The 23,295-nt window shown below is 39.0% G+C and carries 23 protein-coding genes and 1 pseudogene; 5 read left to right on the top strand and 19 right to left on the bottom strand.

The genetic code is table 11. From position 1 onward, the window contains the following. The first annotated feature begins 15 nt into the window (after positions 1 to 15). Positions 16 to 2,487, top strand: a complete 2,472-nt coding sequence (locus HYG88_RS00455; protein ID WP_005161266.1) for a hypothetical protein — start codon at positions 16 to 18, stop codon at positions 2,485 to 2,487. 95 nt (positions 2,488 to 2,582) lie between these two features. On the opposite strand, the gene HYG88_RS00450 is transcribed toward HYG88_RS00455, so the two are convergent. From HYG88_RS00450 to HYG88_RS00430, 5 genes are all read right to left on the bottom strand, one after another. Next, positions 2,583 to 2,972, bottom strand: a complete 390-nt coding sequence (locus HYG88_RS00450) for a DUF3106 domain-containing protein (RefSeq protein WP_005161265.1) — start codon at positions 2,970 to 2,972, stop codon at positions 2,583 to 2,585. Next, positions 2,962 to 3,285: a hypothetical protein gene (locus HYG88_RS00445; protein WP_005161264.1), complete on the bottom strand. Its 324-nt coding sequence runs from the start codon at positions 3,283 to 3,285 to the stop codon at positions 2,962 to 2,964. Before HYG88_RS00445 ends, HYG88_RS00450 begins: the two co-directional genes overlap by 11 nt. Continuing rightward, the gene (locus HYG88_RS00440) at positions 3,278 to 3,889 is read right to left on the bottom strand and encodes an RNA polymerase sigma factor (protein WP_005161262.1); all 612 of its coding nucleotides are present in this window, start codon (positions 3,887 to 3,889) and stop codon (positions 3,278 to 3,280) included. The genes HYG88_RS00445 and HYG88_RS00440 overlap by 8 nt, the downstream gene beginning before the upstream one ends. A gap of 156 nt (positions 3,890 to 4,045) precedes the next feature. Further along, complete coding sequence (locus tag HYG88_RS00435) at positions 4,046 to 4,822, bottom strand: RNA methyltransferase (protein ID WP_005161260.1); 777 nt, start codon at positions 4,820 to 4,822, stop codon at positions 4,046 to 4,048. Between the two features lie 59 nt (positions 4,823 to 4,881). After that, positions 4,882 to 5,853: a class 1 fructose-bisphosphatase gene (locus HYG88_RS00430; protein WP_005161257.1), complete on the bottom strand. Its 972-nt coding sequence runs from the start codon at positions 5,851 to 5,853 to the stop codon at positions 4,882 to 4,884. A 177-nt stretch (positions 5,854 to 6,030) separates the two neighbouring features. On the opposite strand from HYG88_RS00430, the gene HYG88_RS00425 reads away from it, so the two are divergent. Further along, positions 6,031 to 6,216 (top strand): NF038105 family protein, encoded by a 186-nt coding sequence (locus HYG88_RS00425; protein ID WP_005161254.1) that lies wholly within the window; start codon positions 6,031 to 6,033, stop codon positions 6,214 to 6,216. Positions 6,217 to 6,266: 50 nt separating this feature from the next. Here HYG88_RS00425 and pal read toward each other — a convergent pair whose 3' ends face one another. From pal to HYG88_RS00375, 10 genes are all read right to left on the bottom strand, one after another. Continuing rightward, positions 6,267 to 6,836: a peptidoglycan-associated lipoprotein Pal gene (pal, locus tag HYG88_RS00420; protein WP_005161251.1), complete on the bottom strand. Its 570-nt coding sequence runs from the start codon at positions 6,834 to 6,836 to the stop codon at positions 6,267 to 6,269. Between the two features lie 22 nt (positions 6,837 to 6,858). Further along, a complete protein-coding gene (gene tolB, locus HYG88_RS00415) occupies positions 6,859 to 8,142 on the bottom strand; it encodes a Tol-Pal system beta propeller repeat protein TolB (protein ID WP_005161248.1) in 1,284 nt (427 codons plus the stop codon). 96 nt (positions 8,143 to 8,238) lie between these two features. Next, positions 8,239 to 9,588, bottom strand: coding sequence for a cell envelope integrity protein TolA (tolA, locus tag HYG88_RS00410; RefSeq protein ID WP_178882387.1), 1,350 nt, complete (start codon positions 9,586 to 9,588; stop codon positions 8,239 to 8,241). 3 nt (positions 9,589 to 9,591) lie between these two features. Next, on the bottom strand, positions 9,592 to 10,044 hold the full coding sequence (gene tolR, locus HYG88_RS00405; protein ID WP_005161227.1) for a protein TolR: 453 nt from the start codon (positions 10,042 to 10,044) through the stop codon (positions 9,592 to 9,594). Next, positions 10,044 to 10,742, bottom strand: a complete 699-nt coding sequence (gene tolQ, locus HYG88_RS00400) for a protein TolQ (protein ID WP_004661166.1) — start codon at positions 10,740 to 10,742, stop codon at positions 10,044 to 10,046. Before tolQ ends, tolR begins: the two co-directional genes overlap by 1 nt. Before the next feature lie 24 nt (positions 10,743 to 10,766). Continuing rightward, the gene (gene ybgC, locus HYG88_RS00395; RefSeq protein WP_005161226.1) at positions 10,767 to 11,174 is read right to left on the bottom strand and encodes a tol-pal system-associated acyl-CoA thioesterase; all 408 of its coding nucleotides are present in this window, start codon (positions 11,172 to 11,174) and stop codon (positions 10,767 to 10,769) included. A 152-nt stretch (positions 11,175 to 11,326) separates the two neighbouring features. After that, positions 11,327 to 12,235, bottom strand: coding sequence for a hypothetical protein (locus HYG88_RS00390; RefSeq protein WP_005161225.1), 909 nt, complete (start codon positions 12,233 to 12,235; stop codon positions 11,327 to 11,329). 152 nt (positions 12,236 to 12,387) lie between these two features. Next, on the bottom strand, positions 12,388 to 13,383 hold the full coding sequence (ruvB, locus tag HYG88_RS00385; RefSeq protein WP_005161224.1) for a Holliday junction branch migration DNA helicase RuvB: 996 nt from the start codon (positions 13,381 to 13,383) through the stop codon (positions 12,388 to 12,390). An 18-nt stretch (positions 13,384 to 13,401) separates the two neighbouring features. Beyond that, positions 13,402 to 14,004 carry a Holliday junction branch migration protein RuvA gene (ruvA, locus tag HYG88_RS00380; protein ID WP_005161214.1) on the bottom strand — a complete coding sequence of 201 codons (603 nt, stop codon included), beginning with the start codon at positions 14,002 to 14,004 and terminating at the stop codon, positions 13,402 to 13,404. A gap of 56 nt (positions 14,005 to 14,060) precedes the next feature. Beyond that, positions 14,061 to 15,401 carry a deoxyguanosinetriphosphate triphosphohydrolase gene (locus tag HYG88_RS00375; RefSeq protein WP_005161211.1) on the bottom strand — a complete coding sequence of 447 codons (1,341 nt, stop codon included), beginning with the start codon at positions 15,399 to 15,401 and terminating at the stop codon, positions 14,061 to 14,063. Between the two features lie 462 nt (positions 15,402 to 15,863). On the opposite strand from HYG88_RS00375, the gene purL reads away from it, so the two are divergent. Together purL and HYG88_RS00365 are read left to right on the top strand one after the other, a co-directional pair. Then, complete coding sequence (gene purL, locus HYG88_RS00370) at positions 15,864 to 19,694, top strand: phosphoribosylformylglycinamidine synthase (RefSeq protein ID WP_178882386.1); 3,831 nt, start codon at positions 15,864 to 15,866, stop codon at positions 19,692 to 19,694. 100 nt (positions 19,695 to 19,794) lie between these two features. Further along, positions 19,795 to 20,109, top strand: a complete 315-nt coding sequence (locus HYG88_RS00365) for a hypothetical protein (RefSeq protein ID WP_005161204.1) — start codon at positions 19,795 to 19,797, stop codon at positions 20,107 to 20,109. Here HYG88_RS00365 and HYG88_RS00360 read toward each other — a convergent pair whose 3' ends face one another. Together HYG88_RS00360 and HYG88_RS00355 are read right to left on the bottom strand one after the other, a co-directional pair. Next, positions 20,110 to 20,871 (bottom strand): nitroreductase family protein, encoded by a 762-nt coding sequence (locus HYG88_RS00360; protein WP_005161201.1) that lies wholly within the window; start codon positions 20,869 to 20,871, stop codon positions 20,110 to 20,112. It lies immediately after the preceding gene. 101 nt (positions 20,872 to 20,972) lie between these two features. Beyond that, on the bottom strand, positions 20,973 to 21,773 hold the full coding sequence (locus tag HYG88_RS00355; RefSeq protein ID WP_005161200.1) for an enoyl-CoA hydratase-related protein: 801 nt from the start codon (positions 21,771 to 21,773) through the stop codon (positions 20,973 to 20,975). Between the two features lie 108 nt (positions 21,774 to 21,881). On the opposite strand from HYG88_RS00355, the gene HYG88_RS00350 reads away from it, so the two are divergent. After that, positions 21,882 to 22,457, top strand: coding sequence for a nicotinate-nicotinamide nucleotide adenylyltransferase (locus HYG88_RS00350; protein WP_081399881.1), 576 nt, complete (start codon positions 21,882 to 21,884; stop codon positions 22,455 to 22,457). Between the two features lie 175 nt (positions 22,458 to 22,632). Here HYG88_RS00350 and HYG88_RS00345 read toward each other — a convergent pair whose 3' ends face one another. Both HYG88_RS00345 and HYG88_RS15200 read right to left on the bottom strand, forming a co-directional pair. Continuing rightward, positions 22,633 to 23,145 (bottom strand): peroxiredoxin, encoded by a 513-nt coding sequence (locus HYG88_RS00345; protein WP_005161193.1) that lies wholly within the window; start codon positions 23,143 to 23,145, stop codon positions 22,633 to 22,635. A gap of 19 nt (positions 23,146 to 23,164) precedes the next feature. Then, a pseudogene (locus HYG88_RS15200) lies at positions 23,165 to 23,294 on the bottom strand (ATPase); the annotation flags it as partial. Position 23,295: the final 1 nt, after the last annotated feature.

The following is a 23,295-nucleotide window of genomic DNA, read 5'->3' as shown; positions in this document are numbered from 1 at the left end:
AGGATGATAAATGAGATGAAAAATTATAAGAAAACCTTATTAGCGTTAATGGTTGTTTCAGCTATGCCATTGTTAGCTGCAACAAATAGTGCAACAGCACCAATTAAAGTGACTACCTTTAATGATGAAAATAAAGAAGATTCTCTTTGTTCAATCAGAGAAGCCTTAGAGGTTGCAAAAACGCGTGTATCTGCACATGGTTGTGTTGTTGCAGATATTTATTCTAATACTCAAGATATCCAATTAGAAGCGGGTGAATATACGTTAAAAAGTGAATTAACACCTGACTCAGAAGTGAGAATATGGGGAGCAGCCCCAGCTAATTGGAATGAAAAAAATGTTCTAATTAATGATGTGTCAAATCAATATCCTGCACAAGTTGAAATTAAGACTACTATCAAAGCAGAGAATTCTCGAATTTTTAATACAACTGCTGGTAAGAACCCTTTAACTTTAACGAATTTAATACTTGCGAATGGTGTTGCGCCTAATCAGGGAAATGGTGGTGCAATTTATGCTGGTGCAAATATTACCTTGCAAAGTATTAAGGTATTAAACTCTAAAGCAACTACTGGTGCAGGTGGGGCAATTTATCTAGCTGGAATAGCTGCTTCGGCTACAATTTCTAAAAGTTTATTTGAAGGTAATGACGCTACAATTGGTAGTGTAATTGCAATGGCTTGTAAGAATGATAATCTATATTCGGAAAGAAATATAAGTTTTACAGCAAGTAGTCTGATAAAAAATGGATCGGATACTTCATTAAGTATGATGGAGTTCTGTGGTCTACCTAAAGCAGAATTGGAAGCAAATACGATTGCTCAGAATACCGCTAACTCTGTCAAAGGAAATTTAATAAAATTTAGTGGTGATACAAAAGCTGGATCTGAAGATCAAAACAATTCAACAATATTAAGTAGCGGTAGTGCATTAGCACTAACAAGTAACACTATTGTAGAAAATAAAGCATATACAACTTTTCTATATGATAAGATTGGTATAAAGACTTTGCTTTTTAATATAATTGCTTATAATTCAGGAGCATATTCTTGTCGTTATTTGTTGGGTGATGCTTCAAAAGAAGAGAATGTGGGAATTGGTGCTATCTATAATGCATTTTCATTATTAAATAATGGCAAATGTGATTTACCCGCAGAGGTATATAAAGATAATACAACAAACATTGATTTAACCAATGTTCCTATGGATACTGTATTAAGTTCAATGGCCCCAGCATCTCAATATACTGCTTTTTTACCAATGTATTATCCAAAAAGAATAACACAAGCAGGAGTCGATAAGCAGGATTTAGTGAATGTAAGTGGTGAAGGTACAACTGGTTGTAGTGAATATGACCAAAGAGGATTAGCTCGTCTTGCTGATGGAGTATTATTTTATCAGCCGGAAGCAAAAAATACATGTGATATTGGTTCTGTAGAATTGATGAAATTAACTGCAGGTGATATTGACAGTATTACTAATCGATCATTGAGTCAATTAATAAGTAATTATAAGGTTCAGAATGATTTTTTTGATAATCTAGTTAAAAACCCAAATGATCCAGAATATCTTACCTACTATAAATACCGATTAGAACCATATAAAAAATTGGTTGAATATTATGATAAAAAAGAAAATTTAAAATATCGGGCTATTTATATTGACTTACAATCATTTCAACTTCCATTACCACACGAAGATGATAGTCATCATTTAGATTTTTTCAGCCCAGAATTATATGATATTAAAGTTGATACGGTTGGGGTTGGTTCAGTTGTTAATGGTCAACTAAATTCTCGTGAAGATAGCAATTTAGTATGTACTTGGGTCCCTGAGATTCAACAAATTGTTGTATATAGAAAAGATGATACGATTACACAAGATGGTGAACAAGCTTTGTGTAGTTATACCATCACATATAAAAATGATCATACAATACAAACAAAAGGTTTAATTAAGGCCTCATTTACAAATCAAGCACCTGAAGCTAAAGATACATCTGTGACATTAAAGTATCAGCAAAAAGAAATCGCAAAATTGAATCTTTTAGAACTAGCTAACGATGCAGGTGATACAGGCCCAGGTGGTAAAGGTCCTGAAACAAAACCTAATAAGTCAGACTTTTGGATAAATGAAGATGGGTTAGAATTACCGATAAGATTATCGAATGTCCCAACAAAAAATCTAATAGTTACTGCTGATCGTAAAGGTAAATGTCCTCCGCCTGATCAAAAAGAAACGTGTTATGGTGGAAATATTTATATTCAAGAAGTAAATACTTTTAATCCATTTAATTATTCGTTTAATTATCAAGTTTATGATAATGATGAAACACCAAAACTTTCAAATTTAGCAACTGTAAACGTGATTAGTACAGCAACTACCTCGGATGATTCTCGACCTGCGAAAAGCGGCGGAGGAAGTATGGGTATCTTCTCTGCATTAGGTTTGTTGGGTTTACTAGCATATCGTCGTTATAAAAAATAAGATTGAATAAAAAAGAGCGCTTTTAAAGCGCTCTTTTTTATATGTTCAAATTATAAATTAAATGTATACAACTAAAGAGTAATATTTAAAAGTAATTAGTGTTCAGAATATTTGCTTAAATATTCTTCACGGATGTTCACTTTATCTTCGGCACTGGCATTTTGCATACGTTTACGCAAAGTGTTCCGTTCCTGAGTTCCCAGTTTTTGCCAAACATTACGCATTTTTTGTTTTTCATCTTCTGGAAGCTGAGTAAACCATTCCATTCTTTGTTGAAGCTGAGAGCCCTGATCAGTTGGAATTTCTTTTAAACTTTGATAACGTTGAATAAGAACACGTTGTTCTTCTGGAGATAAATCATCCCAAGCTTCTTCTGTAGTTGGTTTATTTGATTTTGAGAACACCCAAAAACGCTCAGAACCAGCAAAACTTGTTTGAAGTAAGCTGAGTGTACACACAACAATTGCTATTTTCTTAGCTGCCATGTGGAACTTTATCCTCACCAAGTACCATCAACATTTCCATATCTTCAACCATTTGCGGTGAAAGTTTTGGATTTACAACGACCTGACTTTGTGGCTTATCGTTCAGTTGTAGAGAGCTTGGTAATACAACGATACCAGTGAGAGCTGCTGCTAAAGCAAAGCCTCCCATTTTCCACAGACTATAATAAGAGGTTGGTTTCTTTTGAACAGTATCTAGAACATGGTTCATCACTAACATTTTTTTGTGATGTTGCTCTTTTGCTAGTTGATCGAGTTTGGAAGTCACTGATTTAGTGAACTCATCTTTATTCATTTGATGACCCTCCCGTATGTGGATTTAAATGCTCTAAAGCAATTCTAAGCCCTTGGATTGCACGATGATAATGGGTTTTTACACTACCTTCACTGCAATTCATAATTTGAGCGGTGGTTGCCGTATCAAAACCTTCCCAAGCTCTTAACATAAATGCTTGCTGTTGACGTACTGGTAATTGGTTGATGGCAGCCTGAATTTCATCCATTGTGACTTCTTGGTTCAGAAATTCGAATGGATTGGGGGTAGATTCATCTACCGCATCAATAATTTCCTCATCATCGTCTAAGCTAATTTTTTTGAATAATGAGAAAGGAGTTGCTCGACGTGCTTCTTTGCGCCTCCAATCCTGTAATTTGTTATTTAAAATGGTATAAAACAATGGATACCATTCTTCAATACTTTTATCTGAATACGATTTATGCAATGAAATAAAGGCTTCTTGTACCAAATCCATTGCAATGCCTTGTTGTCCCTGAGTTGCACTTTCCATCATCACAAGTGCACGACCTGTAACGTCTTGCATAAAAAAACGCAGACGTTGTTCAACAGTACTACAATCAGTACCATTTTCAGTTCGAGCCTGTTTCGGTGCTAAATCCATAGAGATGGAAAATCCTGTCATGGATACCCACCATTATTTCAATTCATTAATTATATAACGTTGAAAATGGTGGATGCGTTGACAACTTAAGCAATTATTTTATGAGTGTAATGGATTTTTTCATTAAAAAAATCGTATTTAAAATAATTTAACGTTTTATTGGCGCTGGCGAACCATTTCAAAAAAGCAAATTGATCCAGCGATGGCAACATTTAAAGATTCTTGCCCGCCCGGTTGAGGAATAGTAACAGCCTGAGCATGTTCTAGGGCATAGTCACTTGCACCTTGTCCCTCATTACCTAAAATCCAAACACATGCTTGCTTTAAATCTTTGCTATACAAGCTGGTTGAACGATGTGAACTCGTTACAAACACAGGAATTTGAAACTTGGGAAGAATGTCGGTTAACTGAAAATTCTCAAAACAATGTACGCTAAAATGGGCACCCATTCCTGCGCGTAATACACGTGGGGACCAAAGAGAAGCTGAACCTTGCGTACAAATTACTTGCTTAATGTTGGCTGCGGCAGCCGAACGCAATAGCGTACCAACATTTCCAGGGTCTTGCACATTTTCTAAGATTAAGGTATCAGCTTTAAAATCAATTGTTAATGATGTTTTAGGGAGATCGACAATTGCTAAACAAGGCAGAGTTGTACCTAAAGTACTTAAATCTTTATACAGTACTTCACTAATGACAAAAATATGTCCCTGGTGTAATTCAATCACCTTTTGTAATTCAGGATGATCGAGAGCTTGTTCAGTCGTAAATAATGAAAAGATTTTTTTATGTTGTTGTAGCCATGCTAAACACAGATGAGTACCTTCTAGAACAGTTTGCTGATGTTTCTTTCGAGCACTATTGAGTTCGATCAGCCCACGCAAATGTTTGATTTTTGCATTGTCTTTTGATTCTAGAAAAATAACAGCCATAATATAAAGATCCAAAAGGGCATTATAAGATGATAATAATGCCCTGAATATAAAAGTAATTAGTGGTAGCTTGTTACGCGTTCCACTTCATTTTTAGAGCCAATTATAACAGGAACACGTTGGTGTAATTCTGTTGGTTGAATATCCATAATGCGAACACGTCCTGTCGTAGAGGCACCACCAGCTTGTTCAATTAACATGCTCATTGGATTTGCTTCATACATTAAACGCAAACGACCTGCTTTTTTAGGATCTTTGAGATCATAAGGGTAGAGGAAGATGCCGCCACGGCATAAGATGCGGTGAATATCACCCACCATGCATGCAACCCAACGCATATTGAAATCTTTTTCACGGACTGATGTTTTACCCGCTAAAAGTTCGTCAATATAGCGTTTCACTGGATTTTCCCAATGACGTTGATTTGATGAGTTGATAGCGAATTCTTGTGTATCTACTGAAACTTGTACTTGATCCGTAGTAAGTAGGAAGGTTTGAGTGGTTGGATCGAAAGTAAAGAATACAACACCTGCACCTACGGTAAGCGCTAACATGGTCGAAGGACCATAAAGCACATAACCAGCCGCCACTTGCTCAGTACCCGCTTGCATAAAATCTGCAGATTGAGTGACTGCATTTTTAGCGGGAAGAATAGAGAAAATTGTGCCAACACACATGTTGATGTCGATGTTGCTTGAACCATCGAGTGGATCGAATAACACTAAATATTTGCCATTTTCTTGGGCAGGTGTGAAATCATCCAATTCTTCAGAAGCTAATCCACCTACTTGCGGATGCGCTTTTAATGCATCAATAAGATAGTCGTTAGAAATGACATCTAATTTCTTTTGAGTTTCACCTTGTACATTTTCGTTGCCAGCACTGCCTAAAATACCAGCTAAAGCGCCTTTTTGTAGTGCTTGGTCAATGGTTTGGCATGTTGCCGCGATTGTTTCAATGACTTGTGCCAATTCTGGTGTCAAATTCCCTTTTTGTTGTTCTAAATATTGGGATAATGTAAGGTTTGACATATTGAATTGCTCCGATTTAGCCGCATCAAAAATTGATAAAAAGAATGTCGCTATTCTAGATGAGATCGCTCGAAAAATAAAAATTATCTTAATTTATTTATGTTGCTTTTGTGATTACAAGCATTCTATTACATGCTATGTTGATTGCATACTAGACAGGAAGTTTGGAGAGGAACGATGTCAACCAAAAATTTTGAAGCTACCCCTACGCCAAGTGAATCGATTAGCTTAGATACGATTTCGAAAGAAAGTGTGAAAGATGCTTGGAAAGAGTATGAAGCGAAGCCTGAGTATAAAGAATTTAATAAGCACGATATGATTGAGTCGATGCAACCTCAGTCGAAGCAAAAATCTTCATCTTAATCAAAATAAAAATGCTCACATTGTGAGCATTTTTATTGCAAATCCGAACATTATTTTAATAATGGTGGCACTGCTTCATAATTAATTTCTACGCGACGATTTTCTTTCCACGCTGCTTCGTCATGACCCGGGTTTACAGGTGCTTCTTTACCGTAGCTCACGGCTTCTAACTGCTGTGGGTTGACACCATTGGTAATCAAGAAACTTTCGACCGCTTTTGCACGACGCTCACCTAAAGCCATATTGTATTCACGCGTACCACGTTCATCCGTGTGACCTGTCAATGCCACCCGAGAATTGGCATTTGCAACGAGGAACTGTGCATGTGCTTGAAGTGTTTGATAGTCATCATTTGATAGATCGCTGCTATCGTAATCAAAGTGAACAACACGTTTCGCTAAAAATGTTTTGTTCGCAGCAGTTACCCCTTTTGATGAAGCGCCAGCCAAGTTCTGTGCATTTAATGCAGCATCTTCACTTAGTCCGTCAGTGCTTACCGTGGTTGACGTATTAGGTGCTGTATTGCCTGCTGTGATTTCAGCAGCAGGTTTACGACTCGCACAACCCGTGAAAGCAATCGTCGCAGCTAAGAGTGGAACTGTTAGGTATTTAATATTCATGTGATTCTCCAATCAATCAAATTTATTTTGGTGCCCAAGCGGGTTCACGGACTTCACCTTGTTCGCTTGGTAAATTCATACGGAAACGACCATCTGTAGACATAATAGAGAGTAAGCCGCGGTTACCTTCACGTGTTGCATAAACAACCATCTGCCCATTCGGAGAGAAACTTGGTGACTCATCCAGACTGGTTGGTGTCAATATATTAGTGATCCCTGTATTAATATCTTGTAATGCGACTTTGTAATTACTGCCACTTGGTCGATGAACTAAAGCAATTTTTTTACCGTCAGCACTTAACGTGCCGCGTGCATTAAATGCACCTTTGAAGGTAAGGCGTTTAACTGAACTATCATCAAAACTGTAGCGATAAATTTGAGGAGAACCGCCACGATCTGAGGTGAAAATAAATGATTTTCCATCAGGTGCATAACGTGCTTCGGTATCAATCGCTGAGTCATTGGTCATACGCTGTAGTTGGCGCGTATTTAAATTCATCTGATAAATTTCAGGATTACCATGCATAGATGCTGTGAACAACATAGATTGCCCATCGGGCGAGAAGCTTGGTGCACCATTTAAGCCTTTGAAGCTCGCTAAAACCTCACGTTGACCCGTTGCTAAATCCTGAATGTAAATTGCAGGACGTTTAGTTTCGAAAGAGACATAAGCAATTTTTTTAGCGTCAGGTGCCCATGTTGGAGAAAGGATTGGATCTCGTGATGACAGTACCGTTTTAGGTTGTTCGCCATCCGTATCAGCAATTTGTAATGTATAGCGTTGAGCAGGGGTTTCTGGATTGCGTAATACATAGGCAATACGACCGCTAAAATCACCCGCAATACCAGTCAGTGCTTGATATATCGCATCACTGATCATATGCCCAGCTTGACGAACACGAGAGCTTGGTACAGTCAGCACTTCATTTAATAAGTATTGTTGTTTTTGTACATCATAGAGTTGGTAATGGATTTCAAATGTATTCGCATCGATGGTTTTAATTTGACCAACCACCACATATGGCACACCAGCATTTTGCCAATCACCAGCTTGGATTTGGTTGATGCTTGCAGTTGCAGGTAAGTTTTGCGATGCACTTGTAAATCGACCTGAACGATTTAAATCATTTTCAATGATTGGATAAATCGCACTGTCATTTGTAAAAGGGATAATTGCAATTTTTGGCGCTTGTTCGGGTGCTTTTGCAATTTCAAGGTGAAGTTGTGCAAAAGTTGCTGTTGGAACAATTGCGCTAATAGCAGTCAAAACTGCTAAGGAGATGAGGTGTTTACGAGTCTTGTCCATAGTTACAATTACTTATGTTCGTATTTTTGTGGCTGTTGATTATTTAACATAGTTACAGGCTTTGTTCTATTAAAAGCATGTAACGTTAACTATTCATTACTGTTTTGCAGTAAAGCTAGAAGTAAAGCTTCTTGCTTCACGGCGTGCATCAGGGTCATCTGGCATAGGGTAAGGAGCAGCGGCTCGAACAGCGGCTTCTACACTTGCTTTTACATCGGGATCACTAGAATTTACAATCACAGATAAAACAGCACCACTATCACTAAGTGTTACACGGGCTGTTGCTTTTTGTCCTGTTGAACCAGAAGGGACATTCCAAGCTCTTTCAATTTTATTTGTGAAATCACGTTTGGCAGTCGAAGCAATTTTTTTCGAATCTGCCTTTTTCTGAGCTGCCTCTTGCTCTGCCTTTTTAGCAGCAGCGGCTTTTGCATCTGCTTCGGCTCTTTCGGCATCTGCTTTATCTTTTGCAGCTTTATCAGCAGCGGCTTTGTCTTTTGCAGCTTTATCAGCGGCAGCTTTGTCTTTTGATGCTTTGTCAGCAGCGGCTTTGTCTTTCGCAGCTTTATCGGCAGCAGCTTTGTCTTTTGCAGCTTTATCGGCAGTGGCTTTGTCTTTTGCAGCTTTATCAGCAGCGGCCTTGTCTTTCGCAGCTTTATCGGCAGCGGCTTTGTCTTTAGCTGCTTTATCAGCAGCGGCCTTGTCTTTTGCAGCTTTATCAGCAGCGGCTTTGTCTTTAGCAGCTTTATCAGCAGCGGCTTTGTCTTTAGCAGCTTTATCGGCAGCGGCTTTGTCTTTTGCAGCTTTATCGGCAGCGGCTTTGTCTTTAGCAGCTTTATCAGCAGCGGCTTTGTCTTTAGCAGCTTTATCAGCAGTAGCTTTGTCTTTTGCAGCTTTATCAGCAGCGGCTTTGTCTTTAGCAGCTTTATCAGCAGCGGCTTTGTCTTTAGCAGCTTTATCGGCAGCGGCCTTGTCTTTTGCAGCTTTATCGGCAGCGGCTTTGTCTTTTGCAGCTTTATCAGCAGTAGCTTGTTCTGTTTGACGTTTTACTTCTTCATCTGCACGTTGTTTTTCGGCAATTTTGCGTTGTTCTTCTGCTTGTTTTGCTTGGGCTGCTTCTTTTGCTTTTTGTTTTGCATCAGCGAGTTGCTGTGCAGTAGGCGTTGGTGGAGTGACAGGAACATTTTCAGGTTGAGTATTATCTACAACAGGGCTTAATATTTCTTCCGCTTGATTTTCAGCAGTCGTTTCCTGTTCTACAGGTTTTGCCATCGGTGGTGGTAAATCTTCTGGCTTGATGAGAACAGTCGTCAGTTTTTTCGGTTGCTCAGGCGGTTTACTTAGACCTAAGAAAAGCAAGCCAACAATCGCAATTGCATGTACCCCAAGGGTAAAACCTAGCGCAATTGCATTTTGTTTAAAAGGTGGCTCTTGAAATTTTTTCATAACTTACTTTAATGGCTCTGTCAGTAAACCAACTTGAGTTAAACCGGTTTCTTGTAAACTAGCCATGAGTGATACAACCTCACCATAGGGGCGAGATTTATCACCATTTACTAATACGGTGAGTTGTTTATTTTCTTGTTCCGCTTGCTTTTGAGCATCACTCAAAATAGCTTCAAGCTGCTCAAGTGAAAGAGGTTCACTATCTTTATGATCTTGGTATTGCAAATAAATATTGCCATCTTTGCCAATCGTTACCATTGCAGGCATGTCTTTCGATTCGATAGGATTATTATTCGCTTGGGGCAAATCAACTTTGATGCCGTTGGTAATCATAGGTGCAGTGACCATAAAAATGACTAAAAGTACCAACATAACGTCAATATAGGGTACAACGTTCATATCACTTTTCAGTGGTTTTTTAATGCGTTCAAAACGCCCAGATCGTTGAATTGCCATTATGCATCTTCCTGTGTCGATCCAATCGCTTGACGCTGTAAAAGAGCGACCATTTCTTCTGCGAATAACGCACGATCTGAGTAAATAGATTCACCTTTCGCTGTGAAGTGGTTAAAAGCCAGCACAGCAGGAATTGCTGCAAATAAACCGATTGCCGTTGCAATAAGTGCTTCAGCAATACCCGGTGCTACGGTTGCCAAAGTAACTTGATCAACGGCAGCAAGGCCAATAAAGGCATTCATAATGCCCCAAACCGTACCGAATAAGCCGATATAAGGCGCAACAGAACCAATACTCGCAAGCGCTCCTAAACCTTGTTCTAAACCGCCTTGATCACGACTTAGACCGACACGAAGAATACGTTCAGTACCTTCAATGGTTTGATTGGTATCTGCTTTGCGTTTTTGTAGTTTAAAAAACTCACCTAAACCTTGATAAAAAATATCTTCTAGGCCACTACGTTTCGAGTTTAACTGAGCATTATTGTAGAGCGTGTTTAATTCGGCACCTGACCAGAACATTTTTTGAAAATGCTCATCATCTTGAGCTGCTTTTTTAAAACCCATATGTAATTTGGCAATTAAGTACCAGCTGAAAATTGACGCTAGTAATAAGATCAACATGACCAATTGCACGACTGGGCTGGCTTGTAAAATCAGGTCAGAAATATGTAGAGAAGATTCTAAATTAGTTGCCATAAGTTGAGTGCCGAAAGTTTATTTTTAGTCCTGTGCTAATTCTTTTTGAATCAGATCACGTATTTCTTCAGGAAGTCTACGTGGCATTAACTCTTTGTTTAAACATGCCAACGTAACCTCACCTGAAGCAAGCAAGATTTCACCACGATAAATATTTTGTTGCAACACAAAAGACGCGGCTTTACACGAAATAACACGTGCTGTAACGGTAATTAAATCGTCCATTAATATAGGGCGTACATATTTCACCTGAATTTGATGTACAACGAAGTTGTAGTCTTGTTGATGCCAGTAGTGATCGATGCCTGCTGCACGTAACCATTCAGTGCGTGTGCGTTCCATAAAACGAATGTGATTGGCATGGTAAACGATACCACCTGCATCTGTATCTTCAATATATACACGAATATTAAATTCAAAATGATTAGCCATATCCTTAACCTATTTCTGCATACTGCGAGCAATTGAGGGAATGATATTGCGTCAATGATAGGATGGGAATAGTAATAAATAACATATTGCTAGATCATTGAAAAATTAAGCCCTAATGATTAGGGCTTAAAGTGGAAGGTGAACAACAATTATTACAACTCGTTCCAATCAACTGTTTTTGGATAACCTTGTACAAGTTTTGCATTGGCATAAGCACTCACTAATGCTTGACCACCAATTGTTTGAGTAATTGATATGGTATTTTGTTGATTATAGAGATCAACGATTTCAACTTTTGCAGCACTTGGCTTTAAAGCATAAAAATCACTTTCTGTTGAAAATTTAAAATTAGAGTTAAAGTTTACAGAGAAAACCTTACCTCTAATTTCGCCACTTAATTGTCCTTTCGCTATATCTTCTATGTTGCCAGTAGATGCATTGAAATTTGAAGTGAGTGCATAATTGTTTAGAGTATATTGATAAATACTGTTGTTATTTGTTTTATCTATGAACTTGTAAGTGGCTTGATTAGATTCAAATAAGCTTTGAGTTAAGTTGTCACTAATAATTGTATATGTATATTTTAATTTACCATTGACTGAAATTGATTCATCGGCCGTGTCAATATTCATATTTGTCAAGGTAAGCTCACTTTTGGTTGAGGTACCTGATTTTGCAGTATTAGACTGGATATTACCTGAAACCGAGATCGTCGTTCCTGTATTATCAGCCATGAGCTTACAGTTATTGAGCGTTACGCTATTGTCTGTATTCACTGTTGCTGTACCAGATATGCAGGGTAACTTAGAGTCAATCGCAGTGGCTCGCGCATAAGCTCCATCAGCAAGTACTGCAATATTAAGTAGTAAATTTTCAGATTGATTGGAAAGATTTACCACAGGTTCATTAATGATGTCGATAGTTTCTGATTTATTATAATCTAGTTTTTCTTTACTATCATTTTTTGTTTGGTTATTTGTACTGTCGCTGCTTCCACCACCGCATGCTGTTAATGATAATGCCCCAGAGCATAAAACAGAAGCCAATATTTTATTCGTCATTTTCTTACCTTAATGTATTAGATTTTATGTAGTTAAAATGAAAGTTTATTTCTTTTAACTACGTAATTATAGCAAGAAAACATGTATTTTATATTAAGATGCGAAATTTTATATTATGTTACTTTTCCATAAAAGCGCATTTTATAATGTCTTTATTCAGGTGGTGTCATACCAAACTGTAAATAAGCCATATTTGTTGCAATACGACCACGTGCAGTACGCATGACATAACCTTGTTGGATTAAATAAGGTTCGATTACATCTTCAAGTGTTCCGCTATCTTCAGCCATCGCGGCTGCTAAAGCTTCAACACCTGTTGGACGACCTTCAAAACGCTCAAGTAACATACTGAGATAACGACGGTCTAAAGTATCTAAACCATCTTTATCTACATTAAGCATGTCTAAAGCACGTTGTGCCATCTCTTGAGTCACTTCACCCGTGCCTTTCACTTGCGCATAATCTCGAACACGACGTAATAAACGATTGGCAATACGTGGCGTACCACGTGCACGTCTAGCGATTTCAGTTGAACCTTCTTTGGTAATCGGAACATCCATCAAGTTTGCCGAACGAGTGACAATATAGGTTAAGTCCTCAACAGAATAGAATTCTAAACGTTGAACAATCCCAAAGCGGTCACGTAAAGGCGAGGTGAGTAGCCCCGCACGCGTTGTTGCTGCAACTAAAGTGAAAGGTGGTAAATCTAATTTAATTGAGCGGGCAGCAGGACCTTCACCAATCATAATATCTAATTGGTAATCTTCCATTGCCGGATAAAGAATCTCTTCAATAACAGGGGATAGACGATGGATTTCGTCAATAAAAAGGACATCGCCTTCTTCCAAATTGGTCAGCATCGCCGCTAAATCTCCAGCTCGTTCCAATACAGGACCAGAGGTGGATTTTAAATTACCGCCCATTTCGCGTGCGATAATATTCGCCAATGTGGTTTTACCTAAACCCGGTGGACCAAAAATCAAGGTGTGGTCGAGTGCTTCACCACGACCTCGTGCAGCACCAATAAAGATTTCCATTTGCTCACGTACCACTGGCTGACCAATATAGTCTTCAAGAGAGGTTGGGCGAATCGCACGATCAAAATGATCTTCTGGTTTTTCAGAACCACTGATTAAACGGTCTTGCATAATGAGTTCGGTCTATCTTTATTTATTCAATGACTTAAGTGCAGCTCGGATAATATCACTGGCTTCGGTAAAATCTGCTTTAACGGCTTGAATCAATTTTTGTGCTTCAAGTGGTTTGTAGCCCAGTGATTGTAAAGCGGCTTCAGCTTCGGCAACAGCAGAATTTCCAGTGAACTGTATTTGAGCGGATGCTGTATTATTTGAAACGGTCGTGCTTGAAAATGCTTTAAAACGATCACGTAGTTCAATCATTAAACGTTCAGCTGTTTTCGTACCAACTCCTGGGACTTTGACCAGTGTTTTTACATCAGCATGTTCGACTGTATGGATGAGCATGTCCACGCTCAAAGTCGAAAGAATACCGAGCGCCATTTTAGGACCGACACCATTGACCTTGAGTAAAGTACGAAAAATAATTTTCTCTTGTGCATCACTAAAACCATACAGTTGCTGTGCATCTTCTCGAACCACCAAATGTGTCCATAAAGTGACTTTCTGTCCTTTTTGTAATTGGCAAAATGTCGAAAGTGGTGTGTCAATTTCATAGCCTACACCATTTACATTCAGCAATACGGTTGGGGCTTCTAAGGCAAACACTTCGCCAATTAAACATCCGATCATAAAACTTGTTTCACTGTTGTTTTGAAAATTCAAATTAAAAGATAAAGTTCTCTGTTTTAAAAGAACCCAACTTTATTGCCTTGCAACTCTTGCGCCAAGCTATAAGCCTGATGATCCGAGAACTTACTAATAATATCGAGAACTTGCATAATATTATTATAGTGGTTGTTTTGCAGATTTACGCCTGAATGTTGCAAAATCGACATCAAACGTTGCTCTTTAAAGCTTAAGGTCTTATGTGGCATGGTTAATGGAATAAATGCATCCAAAATCGTTTGTAGGCTTTGATGTGCAATAATTTCTAAACCAGATTTTTGAGGATGTTCAAAAATTCGATCTCTAGCAAGATTTTTCGCTGTTTGAATGCCTATTTCAATATCGGGTGAGCAATATTGTAAAAGACCGCCTTTAAGCTGACCCGTTAAAATTTCATAATGATGTTTAGCAAAAGCAGTAGTGACTTCATCGACAAGACGTTTCATCACACGCCCACGCAAAGCTGCGATTTTTTGCTGCCATGTGGTATGGGGTAAGTGCAACTCTTCAGGACGACCAAAGTCGGCAATCAAATTCAGAAAAATGGGTTCAACCTCATCGTAACTCAGCATATTGAGAATAATGCCATCCTCTAAATCAATGAGGGCATAACACATATCATCCGCAGCTTCTAATAAATAAGTGAGCGGATGACGACAATAATGATATTCACCGAGTTGAATTAAGCCGAGCTGTTCAGCCAATTGTTTTAAGATTTCTTTTTCAGATTGATAGCAACCAAATTTTGCTCTTTGATGCGATGGCATATCGCCTTGTTCTTCAATGGTTTTAGATAACCATGGATATTTTAAATAAGCTCCGAGTGTGGCACAGGTCAAACGCATGCCACCATCATCAGGATGATAATCAATACGACTAAGTAGACGAAGTCCTTGTGCATTGCCTTCAAACTGACGTACATCTGCTGCTTCTTCGGGTGTTAATTGGCTGAGAAAGTCACGATGCGATGCATCATCAAACCATTCCCGAATCGCATATTCACCTGCATGTCCAAAGGGGGGATTACCAATGTCATGTGCAAGGCAAGCTGCCTGAATAATTGCACCAACATCTGCTGGTGAAATCCACATCGGTAATTCATCTTTGATTTTTTCTGCGGCTAACATGCCAAGTGAACGACCAATACAAGAGACTTCAAGCGAATGAGTTAATCGTGTATGAATTCCATCATGTTGAGTGAGTGGATGAACCTGTGTTTTTCTATTCAGTTGGCGAAAGCTTTGAGAAAATATAATTCTGTCATAATCTTTGTGGAAGGGGCTTCGAGCCAATTCGGTACTGCTTTTTTTACTGCCTAAACGAATTGCAGACAGCAATTCCAACCAACGCATTTGTTCCATTCATCATTATTCACTATGAGTTCATTTTCATCATGCCAAAAAAAAGATTAAAGCACTAGTGCAGGGCGACACAAGTTGTCTTAGATAAGTATGTTGTCGTTTATAGTTTTGTATTCAATCATAATTTAAGGCATTTGTTGGTTCGCATATGTTGCTTGTATAAGGTGTTGATGGTGGCGTAAAAGAGTCATTTACAGGCAATGATCAATTCTTTTTTCAGTTTGGTATTTCTACAAAAGAAGAATTGTAAACAAGAAATATGATTTATACAGCAGGCTAAACGAATTGTTACGAATATACTAAACCCATAAAGCGATAAGAAATTAAGTGATTTGGGATAGAAAACTCTGATTTTTAAGATGGATGGCTAGCTGAAAGAAGGCTTTCACAGTAGAATATGCGCTCTCTCATAAGTCACATTGCGGTAGGTTCGTTAGACCCACCCGTGGAGCCAAAGTCAACATGTTTATCGTGGCCGGTGCATCAGCACATTCTTCTTTTAAGAAAGCTCAACTCTTAAAACGTTTAGCGTCAATGAGTTATGTTCAATCTTTTGACAGCCAGTGGGTTTATTTGTTTGATCAAGCGCTCAACGAGCAGCAACATCAATCGGCATTACAACTTTTAAACGATGGTCAATCTTTCGAACTTCGCCAAGCTGCAAGTGATGAAATCCAGATTTTAGTCACACCACGTGTGGGGACAATCTCGCCATGGTCATCTAAAGCAACGGATATTTTCCAAAACTGTAATACACCAGTACACCGTCTAGAACGTGGTCTTTTATTCACGTTAAAAGGTGTCACTGAAATTACGAATGAAGTTAAACAAGTGCTTCATGACCGTATGACGGAAACAGTTTTTGCTCAAATTGAAGATGCAAAAGCTTTATTCTCAGAAACTGCGCCGAAGCCACTCAACTCAATTGATATCTTGGGTCAAGGTAAAGAAGCATTAGTTAAAGCGAATAATGAGTTTGGCTTTGCTTTATCTGAGCAAGAAATTGATTACTTAACCGAAGCATTTACTAAGCTGGGTCGTAATCCAAATGACATCGAGTTAATGATGTTTGCTCAGGCTAACTCTGAACACTGTCGTCATAAAATCTTTGGTTCTGAATGGACAATTGATGGTGAAAAACAACCATTATCATTGTTCCAAATGATTAAGAATACTTATAAAGAATCTCCAACAGATGTATTGTCGGCGTATAAAGACAATGCCTCTGTGATCGTGGGTTATGACACGATGCGTTTTTATCCAAAAGCGGATGAAAATGGTCACTTTGTTTATAAATATAAGAGCCAAGCCGCTCATATTCTAATGAAGGTTGAAACGCATAACCACCCAACAGCAATTTCTCCATTTGCTGGTGCTGCAACTGGCTCAGGTGGCGAAATCCGTGATGAAGGTGCAACAGGTCGTGGTGGTAAACCAAAAGCAGGTTTAACAGGCTTTACGGTTTCTAACTTGAATATCCCTGGTTTCGAACAGCCTTGGGAAGAAAACTACGGTAAACCTTCACGTATGGCATCGCCATTACAAATCATGATTGAAGGTCCATTGGGTGGTGCGGCGTTTAACAACGAGTTTGGTCGTCCTGCATTGAATGGTTATTTTCGTACCTTCGAACAGAATGTGAATGGTGAAGTTAAAGGCTTCCATAAACCAATTATGATCGCTGGTGGTTACGGTAACATTCGTCCTGACCACGTTGAAAAAGATGCGATTCAACCAGGTGACTTACTCATTGTATTGGGTGGTCCTGCCATGTTAATCGGTCTTGGTGGTGGTGCTGCATCATCTGTAGACAGCGGTACTATGGGTGAGAGCTTAGACTTTGCTTCAGTACAACGTGAAAACCCAGAAATGGAACGCCGTTGCCAAGAAGTCATTGATACATGCTGGCGCTTAGAAGACTTTAACCCAATCGTGTCTGTACACGACGTGGGTGCGGGTGGTCTATCAAATGCGATGCCTGAACTAGTGAATGATCACGAGTTAGGTGCTGTATTGAACCTGCGTAAGATTCCATCTTTAGAGCCAGGCATGAGCCCGATGGAAATCTGGTCAAATGAAGCGCAAGAACGTTATGTGTTAGCGATTCGTCCAGAATCTTTAGAACAGTTTGAAGAAATTTGTGCACGTGAGCGTTGTCCGTTTGCAGTACTTGGTGAAGCGACTGAAGCACGTCATTTGACTGTTGAAGATCCATTATTTGAAAACAATGCAGTCGATATCCCAATGCAAGTCATGTTGGGTGGTACGCCACGTATGCAACGTTCGTATGAAACGATTGAACGTAAAGGTAACGACTTTGATGCATCAAAAGTTGATTTGAAAGATGCGATTTTCCGCGTATTGAAGAATCCAACAGTTGCGTCTAAATCATTCCTGATCACCATTGGTGACCGCTCGATTACAGGTATGGTTGCACGTGATCAAATGGTTGGCCGTTGGCAGGTGCCTGTCGCAGATGCAGCGGTAACGACAACAAGCTTGCAAGGCTTCACGGGTGAAGCAATGGCAATGGGTGAGCGTCCACCAGTTGCTTTGTTAAATCCAGCCGCATCAGCGCGTTTAGCGGTTGCGGAAGCAATTACCAATATTGCGTGTGCCAACATCGAACAAATCAGCGATATCAAACTTTCTGCAAACTGGATGGCTGCTGCTGGTCAAAAAGGTGAAGACCAAGCTTTGTTTGAAGGTGTGAAAGCGATTGGTATGGAAATGTGTCCTGCATTGGGTATCGCTATTCCTGTCGGTAAAGACTCACTTTCAATGCGTACCACTTGGAATGATGGTGAAGATAAAGCCGTAACTTCTCCAATGACAGGCGTAATCACTGCGTTTGCACCTGTTTTAGATGTACGTAAAACATTAACACCTGAACTGAAGAACTTAGCAGACTCAGTACTTGTACGTATTGATTTATCTAAAGGTCAATTCCGTTTAGGTGGTTCGATCCTTGCGCAAGTCTATAAAGCAATCGGCTCTGTTACCCCTGATGTTGATAGTTTTGATGACTTCAAAGCATTCTTTGCCTTGATTCAAGACTGGAACAATCGTGGTGTGATCAAAGCTTACCATGACATCGGTGATGGTGGTCTATTGGCAACTGTTGCTGAAATGATGTTCGCATCGCGTTTAGGTGTTGCTCTAGAAAATCAATCAACTGATAGCTTATTTGCTGAAGAAATTGGTGCAGTACTTCAAATTACGGCTGCTGATTGGGCGCAGTTAGAAGTTGAAGTTGCAGCATCTAGCTTGAAAGATACAATTGCTGTTGTTGGTCGTGTGAATACAACTGATCAATTGGTTGTAAATGGTTTAACGCTTGAGCGTGCTGAATTACAACAAGCTTGGGCTGAAGTGTCACATCAGATCCAACGTTTACGTGACAACGTTGAAACAGCTGATCAAGAATTTGCCTTAATTGCAGATAAGAACCACAAAGGTTTAATTGCACAACCAACATATGACTTAAATGAGCCAGTTGAAGCGCCGTTTATCAATACACGTCGTCCAAATATGGCAATTTTGCGTGAGCAAGGTGTAAATGGTCATGTAGAAATGGCTGCTGCTTTTGACAAAGTTGGCTTCAATACTATCGACGTACACATGAGTGATTTACTTGCAGGTCGTGTGAGCTTAAGCGACTTTGAAGGTTTAGTGGCATGTGGCGGCTTCTCATACGGTGACGTGATGGGTGCTGGTGGTGGCTGGGCGAAATCAGTATTGTTCAATGCGAAACTACGTGATCAGTTCGAACAATTCTTCCACCGTGAAAATACATTCAGCTTAGGCGTATGTAACGGCTGTCAAATGATGTCACAACTTGCTCCGCTGATTCCTGGTGCAGAGCATTGGGGACGTTTCCACCGTAACATGTCAGAAGTATTTGAAGCGCGTGCAGTGAATGTTCGCGTAGAGAAATCTGTTTCTGTGTTGCTTGAAGATATGCAAGGTTCGATTTTACCAATCGCAGTTGCGCATGGTGAAGGTCGTTTAGTTGCGACAGAACAACAACTTGCTGCTTTAAATGCAGAGAACCAAGTGATCTTGCGTTATGTAGATAGTTTGGGTAATCCAACTCAGCACTATCCATTGAACCCGAATGGTTCACCTGAAGCGATTACAGGACAAACTTCTAAAGATGGTCGTGCAACAGTAATGATGCCACACCCAGAGCGTAACTTCCGTGCTTTACAACATTCTTGGAAGCCTGAAGATTGGGCTGAAGATGGTGCTTGGTTGCGTATGTTCCGCAACGCACGTAAATTCATTGGTTAATATGAAATAAAAAATAAGCCACCGTCAGGTGGCTTATTTTATTCTTGGATTCAATATAAAATAACGATGAATGAACAAGAACAATCAAATCAAAAAGAATATGCTAAAACTGATTTATTACGTGCCTGAATCACACCTTGAATTAACCAAACTTGCTATTTTTGAAGCAGGAGCAGGTGGTATTGGTAATTATGAACATTGTGCTTGGCAAGTGAAAGGAATAGGGCAATTTAAACCTATTAAAGGTGCAAATCCATTTTTAGGGCAGTTGGATGAACTGGAACAACTTGAAGAGTGGCGTGTAGAAACTATTGTGCCTGAAGATAAAGCCAGTGTTGTGGCAAAGGTATTAAAGGCAAGCCATCCTTACGAAGAGCCTGCCTTTGAGTTTATTCAAATATTAGATATTGAATAATTATACTTTTTGAATAAATAAATCACGATCAAAACGATACTGCGGGAAGAACACACCATCTGTAGCCCGTTCACCTGCACCAATCACCATGACAGGATACTGTTGATCATTTAATTTTAAAATTTTACGAACTAAAGGCTCATCAAAGCCTTCCATCATACAACTGTCAAAACCATAGGCACGTAAAGCCAATACCAAATTTTCACATGCTAAAGCAGTGGTTTTAGTTGCCCATAATTTAGCATCGGCAGGGTTAAATGCAGTCACAGGAAGTTGTTTATCAAGTGTACGGGCTACTTTAAATGCAACTTTTTTGAAGTTACCTAATGCATTGAAATAACCTGTTTTGTAGTTGTAGGGGATAAAACGGTAATATTTTTGTACCATTGCAGGGGCTTCAGGAAATGGAAATTCGCTAATATTTCGTTTTGCCATTTCATCAACACGATCTGTACGCGCCACGCATACGATCAATTCTGATGCAGTTTTAGCAGCAAGCTGTCCTAAGCATGCTTTAACCAGTTGCTTTTTCTTACTTGGATTTTGCACCACATAGAATGTCCACGGCTGTAAGTTTGATGAGTTGGGTGCAAGCAGTGCCAAATCTAAACATTCATCTAAAATCTCACTTGGAATCGGTTTATCCGTGAACTTACGTACTGAACGACGGCTTTCAATGACTTTACGGAAATTGGCAACATCAATATCTTGAGTGGCAGGTTCGTAGTAGCGTTTTTTGTCGGTTTGATTTTGTTCAGACATGAGAATAAATGTTCCTATAAGATTGTTGTTCATATTGGGACGTTAAATAAAAAAACCACCGAGTTTTGACTAAGTGGTTTATATAAAAACAGTGTAATGTATTAATTGAACTGTGAGAAGTCAGGCTTACGTTTTTGCATAAATGCTTGTACAGCTTCCATCATTTCAGGTGAACGGACACGCTGCATAAAGATTTCAGCTTCTTCATCGACGCAAGCAATAATTTCAGCTAGGTCTTTTTTCATTAGCGCTTTACTTTGTTTTAGAGACGCTAAAGGTAATGCTGCTAAATGTTGAGCTGTTTGTTGTGCGGTTGCATAAACATCCTCAACGACATCATTCACGAGATTTGCTTTTACTGCTGTTGCAGCATCAAATTTCTTCGCTGTGAATAATAATTCAGCCGCTTTCTGATAGCCTGCTTGTTTGACCAATAAACGGCTCGCAGCACCTTCAGGAGAAAGGCCTAGGCTGACGAATGGAATTTGGAATAGGGCAGTATTGTCTGCAAATACGATATCAGCATGTAATAAGATCGTTACACCGATCCCGATTGCTACGCCTTTCACTCCAATAATCAGTGGTTTAGAAAAACGAGCCGCAGCTTTTAATAACACAAATGGTGGTTGATCGCCTGCTTTGCCTTCATACGGCTTTTGCACAAAGGCCATGAAATCTTTCATGTCATTACCCGCAGTAAAATCTTGTTCTGCACCACGGAAAATAACAACACGTACATCTTTATTTGTATCAGCTTCATCTAATGCTTTTGCAATCCATAGATAAAGTTCGCCGTAAAGTGCATTCTTTGCTTCTGAACGGTTAATGGCTAAGGTGAGTACGCCATCTTCTAAATTTGCTTGCAAATGTTGATGAGGTTGTTGAATACAGCTAAGTGTCATCGTACTATCCTTGCTTTAATCCAGATTGATTTTTTAAGTGTCCTCATTATGTCGCATATTTACCTAAATGGCGCAACTGATGAGTTCACAAAAAGTGAAATTACGCCTATGTACACATTTGACTATCTCGTTTTTATTGGACGCTTTCAGCCTTTTCATTTAGCGCATCTACAAACCATTGAAATTGCATTACAACAAAGTCAGAACGTGATCTTGGCATTGGGTTCAGCGCAATCAGAACGGAATATCAAAAACCCATTTTTAGCCCATGAACGTGAGCAAATGATTCTGTCTAATTTTTCAGAAGATGAGCAGAAACGGATTCATTTCGTGCATGTGGTTGATGTGTATAACGATGAAAAATGGGTCAAACAAGTCAAAACATTGGTCAATCAAGTGGTTCAGCCAAATGCAAAAGTAGGTTTGATTGGTCACTTCAAAGATGAATCTTCGTATTATTTAGCTTTATTTCCAGAATGGCAGATGGTTGAGTTGGATAGTTTAAAAGATTCTATTTCAGCCACGCCTATGCGAGAAGCCTATTATCGGGGAGAGATTCAAACTGAATTTTTCCCTAAAGGCACGATTGAATTTCTGACTGAATTTAAAAATACAAAAGTCTATGTGGAATTGCAGCATAAATATCTTGCGGGTGATAAAAGTAATTTGGATGAATGTTTTTAAGATTTTAGTTCTTTAAGCAGAAAATCGATGAAAACACGAATATGGAAAGATTCGTGTGTTTTTGATGGATAAACTAGGTTCTGTTGAGATTTGCTGTATAAAAAATAGCGAGTAAGTAAAATTTAATCGTCAAACCAAATTCACTACTCGCTATGCCTCGTACAATGCCGAATGATCAACACTGGTCAAAGTTTGAATCTTGCGGAGCGATGCTCCTCATGCGTAATGAAGTGCCTTGCAATGCTTTTAAATCTTCCAATACTTGTTCAGCATGACCAGCAGCTTTAACTTTGCGATAGCTTTTCACTAACTGTTTGTTGTGAAAAATAAAAGTTGAACGCTCAATGCCCATGACTTGTTTGCCATACATATTTTTTTCTTTGATGACATCAAAATGTTTGCATAACACTTCTTCTTTATCACTAATTAAATCAATTGTGAGCGCTTGTTTTTCCGTGAAATTTTGATGTGCTTTAACAGAATCTCTAGAGACTCCAAAAATTTGACAATTTAATCCTTCAAATTGATCTTTTAAACACGAAAATCCAATAGCTTGAGTCGTACAACCTGGGGTTGAATCTTTGGGGTAGAAATAAATGACAAGCCATTCGCTGCCTAACTCAGCAAGATTGACTTCACCTTGTGTAGTTGAAAAAGTATGATTCGGTAATTCAATATTCTCAGACATTTTTATTCCTTCTATAAAGCTAAGCGTGATCTAGTTCAAGTGGTAAAAAAGCATATTCTTCATGATAAACAATTTCACCGTGACGTATAGGAATTGCTTTGTTAAAACCTTGTCCTGTCAATCACAATGGTATGGAATTTTCCATCCTCT

Origin of the sequence: Acinetobacter sp. SwsAc4 (assembly GCF_013391535.1) — a bacterium.
Taxonomy (GTDB): Bacteria; Pseudomonadota; Gammaproteobacteria; order Pseudomonadales; family Moraxellaceae; genus Acinetobacter.
Note: the sequence above shows the minus strand (reverse complement) of the source record. Positions and strands in the feature narration are given on the sequence as shown.

Coding starts and splice junctions, on each gene's coding strand:
- HYG88_RS00345 (WP_005161193.1), bottom strand. CDS start 23,145: ATGTCTGAGAATATTGAATTACCGAATCATACTTTTTCAACTACACAA.
- purL (WP_178882386.1), top strand. CDS start 15,864: ATGTTTATCGTGGCCGGTGCATCAGCACATTCTTCTTTTAAGAAAGCT.
- tolB (WP_005161248.1), bottom strand. CDS start 8,142: ATGGACAAGACTCGTAAACACCTCATCTCCTTAGCAGTTTTGACTGCT.
- HYG88_RS00355 (WP_005161200.1), bottom strand. CDS start 21,773: ATGACACTTAGCTGTATTCAACAACCTCATCAACATTTGCAAGCAAAT.
- ruvB (WP_005161224.1), bottom strand. CDS start 13,383: ATGCAAGACCGTTTAATCAGTGGTTCTGAAAAACCAGAAGATCATTTT.
- HYG88_RS00445 (WP_005161264.1), bottom strand. CDS start 3,285: ATGAATAAAGATGAGTTCACTAAATCAGTGACTTCCAAACTCGATCAA.
- HYG88_RS00365 (WP_005161204.1), top strand. CDS start 19,795: ATGCTAAAACTGATTTATTACGTGCCTGAATCACACCTTGAATTAACC.
- HYG88_RS00425 (WP_005161254.1), top strand. CDS start 6,031: ATGTCAACCAAAAATTTTGAAGCTACCCCTACGCCAAGTGAATCGATT.
- ruvA (WP_005161214.1), bottom strand. CDS start 14,004: ATGATCGGATGTTTAATTGGCGAAGTGTTTGCCTTAGAAGCCCCAACC.
- tolA (WP_178882387.1), bottom strand. CDS start 9,588: ATGAAAAAATTTCAAGAGCCACCTTTTAAACAAAATGCAATTGCGCTA.
- HYG88_RS00440 (WP_005161262.1), bottom strand. CDS start 3,889: ATGGATTTAGCACCGAAACAGGCTCGAACTGAAAATGGTACTGATTGT.
- HYG88_RS00430 (WP_005161257.1), bottom strand. CDS start 5,853: ATGTCAAACCTTACATTATCCCAATATTTAGAACAACAAAAAGGGAAT.
- HYG88_RS00360 (WP_005161201.1), bottom strand. CDS start 20,871: ATGTCTGAACAAAATCAAACCGACAAAAAACGCTACTACGAACCTGCC.
- pal (WP_005161251.1), bottom strand. CDS start 6,836: ATGAATATTAAATACCTAACAGTTCCACTCTTAGCTGCGACGATTGCT.
- HYG88_RS00350 (WP_081399881.1), top strand. CDS start 21,882: ATGTACACATTTGACTATCTCGTTTTTATTGGACGCTTTCAGCCTTTT.
- ybgC (WP_005161226.1), bottom strand. CDS start 11,174: ATGGCTAATCATTTTGAATTTAATATTCGTGTATATATTGAAGATACA.
- HYG88_RS00390 (WP_005161225.1), bottom strand. CDS start 12,235: ATGACGAATAAAATATTGGCTTCTGTTTTATGCTCTGGGGCATTATCA.
- HYG88_RS00455 (WP_005161266.1), top strand. CDS start 16: ATGAAAAATTATAAGAAAACCTTATTAGCGTTAATGGTTGTTTCAGCT.
- tolQ (WP_004661166.1), bottom strand. CDS start 10,742: ATGGCAACTAATTTAGAATCTTCTCTACATATTTCTGACCTGATTTTA.
- tolR (WP_005161227.1), bottom strand. CDS start 10,044: ATGGCAATTCAACGATCTGGGCGTTTTGAACGCATTAAAAAACCACTG.
- HYG88_RS00435 (WP_005161260.1), bottom strand. CDS start 4,822: ATGGCTGTTATTTTTCTAGAATCAAAAGACAATGCAAAAATCAAACAT.
- HYG88_RS00450 (WP_005161265.1), bottom strand. CDS start 2,972: ATGGCAGCTAAGAAAATAGCAATTGTTGTGTGTACACTCAGCTTACTT.
- HYG88_RS00375 (WP_005161211.1), bottom strand. CDS start 15,401: ATGGAACAAATGCGTTGGTTGGAATTGCTGTCTGCAATTCGTTTAGGC.